We start from the raw sequence: 3,316 nt of genomic DNA on the forward strand, positions 1-3,316 counted from the left end.
ACTACGAAGGCACCAGCCTGAGCGCCGGACCGCTTCTCTTTGAATCGCTGGATGCCCGCCCACGCCAGATCGGAGGTGGCGAATCTGCATACCGAGAAGCGTGGTTCCGCTCGTAGACACGTTGCTCGTGGTACTTCCAGTACACCTCGAAGTCTCCGCTGGCTTTGAGTGAGCGTAGCCGCAGAACAGCCTCAGCCCCGTCAACACCCCAACGGGCGCCGGTTGTATTCATTCGGTCCTTGACCAGGTAGCGGCAAGCTCCCTCGATGACACCGGTGGCGACGGGGTAACCAGCCTCGAGGTACTCGTTGTAGTGCATGTAGCCCTTGTGATTCAGGATGTAATTCACGCACGTATCAACGGCCTCTCGCTTGCTGCCCGTTAGCCCTCGAAGCGTTGCGCTACGGCGGATCCCACCAGCCACAGTACCCGCACGTCCCTCAAGGATTCGCTGAAAGCGCTCCGCAACCCAATCTTCTGACTCCTGCGAGCCCTCCTCGTTGAAAGCGTGAGACGCCTGCCACAGATAGCTGAGGACATGCATGATGTCCAAGGCGATTTATAGTGGACCCCGATTTCTGGACAGGGTGCTAAGGAACACGGTGAGACGAGATCCAGGTGCTTGGACATCCCAGTCGAGGCGAAAAAATGGCAAACAAACGACGGCGATACAGTGCGGCGACGAAAGCCCGCGTAGCGATCGAGGCCCTCAGGGAACGCAAGACGGTAGCGCAGATAGGCAGCCAGTTTCAGTGCGGTTCCACGAACGTGAGCAAGTGGAAGCAGGTGGCGGTCCAGCGCCTGGCGGAGCTGTTCGAGTCGACTCGATCGCCGGGCGACGACAAGCTGACCGAGTCGCTCTACGAGCAGATCGGACGGCTCCAGATGGAGCTGGCGTGGCTAAAAAAAAATGGCGGAGTCTTCGGCGATTGATGCCAAGCGGGCCGCTGTGGATCGGGGCAGCCAGATCAGTATCGCGCGCCAGTGCGAGCTGCTGGGACTCAATCGCTCGAGCCTTTACTACGCCCCGGCCGTGGAGAGCCAGTTGAACCTCGATCTCATGCGGAGAATCGACGAGCAGTATACGAAGACGCCGTTCTACGGCTCGCGGCGCACCGTCGAGTGGCTGCGGCGCCAAGGGTACGAGGTCAATCGCAAACGCGTCCAACGACTGATGCGACAGATGGGAATCGAGGCGATCTATCCGCGGCCGAACACGAGTCGGCCCGACGAGCAACACCAGGTGTATCCGTACCTTCTGCGCGGTGTGGCCATCGTGCGCCCAAATCAGGTGTGGGCCACTGATATCACGTATATCCGCCTGAGAGGCGGCTTCGTGTACTTGGTGGCGATTCTAGATTGGTTCTCTCGGTACGTGGTTGCTTGGGAACTATCGAACACGCTCGATCGGTCGTTTTGCATCGCCGCACTTGAGGCGGCGCTGTCGCAGGCGACGCCGGAGATTTTCAACACGGATCAGGGCTGCCAGTTCACCAGCACGGACTTCACGGGGCGGCTGAAGGACGCCGGGATTCAGATCAGCATGGACGGTCGCGGACGCGCTTTCGACAACATCTTCACCGAGAGGTTGTGGCGCACGGTCAAGTATGAGGAGGTCTACATCAACGACTACGCGGATGTCCCCGACGCCTACGACAAGCTGGGGCGGTACTGGGGTTTCTACAACACAGAGCGTGCTCACCAGTCGCTCGCATACCGGACCCCGCACGAGGTCCACTTCGGCAGCGGAGGCGTCTGATGGCGCCCCAGCTCAGCCCAGCCACGACGGCCCGGAGAACCCGGAGGGCTGTGGACAGTGCCGCCCTGTGGACAACGAAGCGTTGCCCACAAGGGCTTGGAAAAACGCGGACGTTTTTCCACACTGCCCACAGCCCCTACGACTACTTACAAAAAGGAGAATCAGAGGCAGAGCAACGGTCCGTGCGGGAGACCGCTCGGACATCGATCACCAGCGACCAGGCCGGATCTGTTCCTTATTTCCTGCCGCTTCCTGTCTTGACAATGGGGTCCACTTCAAGCTTTCATGATGAGCCGTCGCTCCTGCTTCCACGACTTCGCCGCGTACTGCGTCTCGCCGAATAGGCGCTCCGTTTCGCCGCTCAGTTCCGACATTGCTCGGACGTACTCCATTATCGGCTCAATTTCGCGTAGAACGACTGGATTGCTAGCAAAAGCCACGAGATACTTCACGCGTTTCTGCTTCTCCAGGAACTCAAACAGCTTGGGTGTAGCAAACCCACCATCGAGCCGAACAACGATGCGAGCCTTCGGAAAGCTCTCGCGCAAGCGAGGTAGCACGCGCTTCAAGATGCCGAGCGCCCCGTCGTGCGCGGAAGCCAGCCCCGAACGCAACACCGCTGCGAACAGATACTGCTCTGGCTCCTCGTTGAAGGTAAGGAACGCCAGCTGGGGCAGGTAACAATGAGCCCCATAGTGACCGTTGAACATGCTGAGCTGCTGTGCCCCGTGCGTCTTGTCCTCCGTCGGATCCATGTCGATGGTGATGAGCTTCACCTTCCGAGGACCCAACCTCTTCAAGTGTCGCTCGATCACGAACTCCATCAACTCCATCCCCATCTTGTAGAGCTCCACGATACGCACGCCGTTCTCGAAACGACTCAGTGTTGCCTGCGACGCCAAGCTCTCATCGCCAAGAGGATCACGCTCTAGCAATGCCTTCTGCATTGGGTCGTCGCTGACGCGATCCGCGTCGTTGCAGTCCGCGTAGCCACAGGCGATGCCGTACACCCGCTGACGGAACAGGTCGATCTGCTGATGGATGACCTTGCTGGCTTGCCTACCATCAAGGACCTTGGATGCCAGCCGGTCAACGAAGCCCAACCCAGCATCCAGCGCACGCAGCAACAAGGCCCCGCCATCCGAGGTCGTGGCGGGCTCGTCGAAGGCGACCGTAGCAGGCTTGGTAAGCAGGTCTGGAAAAATAATAGACGGTTTGTCAGAATGTTTCACGAGAACGGCCTCCGGAGTTCGCTGAATACGATTCTATCAAGCGCATTTTGCGGTTCTGAGGCCGTTCTTGTCTACTAAACCTGTGCTATACGTGAATTTTCCGGGTTAGCCGGGCGGCTGCGCCTCCGGATACTCCGTCAGAAACTCAGTGATTGCCTGTGGCAGGAATTTCTTCGCGAAAAGCACCGGCGCTGCCACCCGCAACAACCCGCTCGGGATTTCCGACCTGGCACAACGGCACGCCCGCGGTCAAAAACGCGCGGACATTCTTGGCGTCGAACGGCGATCCGTACCAGGTCGGCAGCCGGCCGGAATCGCTGCGTGG

General features: G+C 59.4%; 3 protein-coding genes and 1 pseudogene. 1 reads left to right on the forward strand and 3 read right to left on the reverse strand.

Annotated elements, in window-relative coordinates:
* Positions 1-100: 100 nt before the first annotated feature.
* Positions 101-550: pseudogene (locus tag MJD61_21560) on the reverse strand (ISKra4 family transposase).
* A 98-nt stretch (positions 551-648) separates the two neighbouring features.
* On the opposite strand from MJD61_21560, the gene MJD61_21565 reads away from it, so the two are divergent.
* Positions 649-1,759, forward strand: a protein-coding gene (locus MJD61_21565; protein ID MCG8557845.1) for an IS3 family transposase whose coding sequence is annotated in 2 segments (ribosomal slippage) — positions 649-912 and positions 914-1,759 — 1,110 coding nt in all. Because the reading frame shifts where the segments join, the coding sequence is not laid out codon by codon here.
* A 275-nt stretch (positions 1,760-2,034) separates the two neighbouring features.
* Here the strand turns inward: MJD61_21565 and MJD61_21570 are convergent.
* Positions 2,035-2,991 (reverse strand): IS1380 family transposase, encoded by a 957-nt coding sequence (locus tag MJD61_21570; GenBank protein MCG8557846.1) that lies wholly within the window; start codon positions 2,989-2,991, stop codon positions 2,035-2,037.
* Between the two features lie 145 nt (positions 2,992-3,136).
* Positions 3,137-3,316: hypothetical protein (locus tag MJD61_21575; GenBank protein MCG8557847.1), on the reverse strand; the 180-nt coding region annotated here is incomplete at its 5' end.

The sequence above is a fragment of the Pseudomonadota bacterium genome, from assembly GCA_022361155.1.
Classification (GTDB): domain Bacteria; phylum Myxococcota_A; class Polyangia; order Polyangiales; family JAKSBK01; genus JAKSBK01.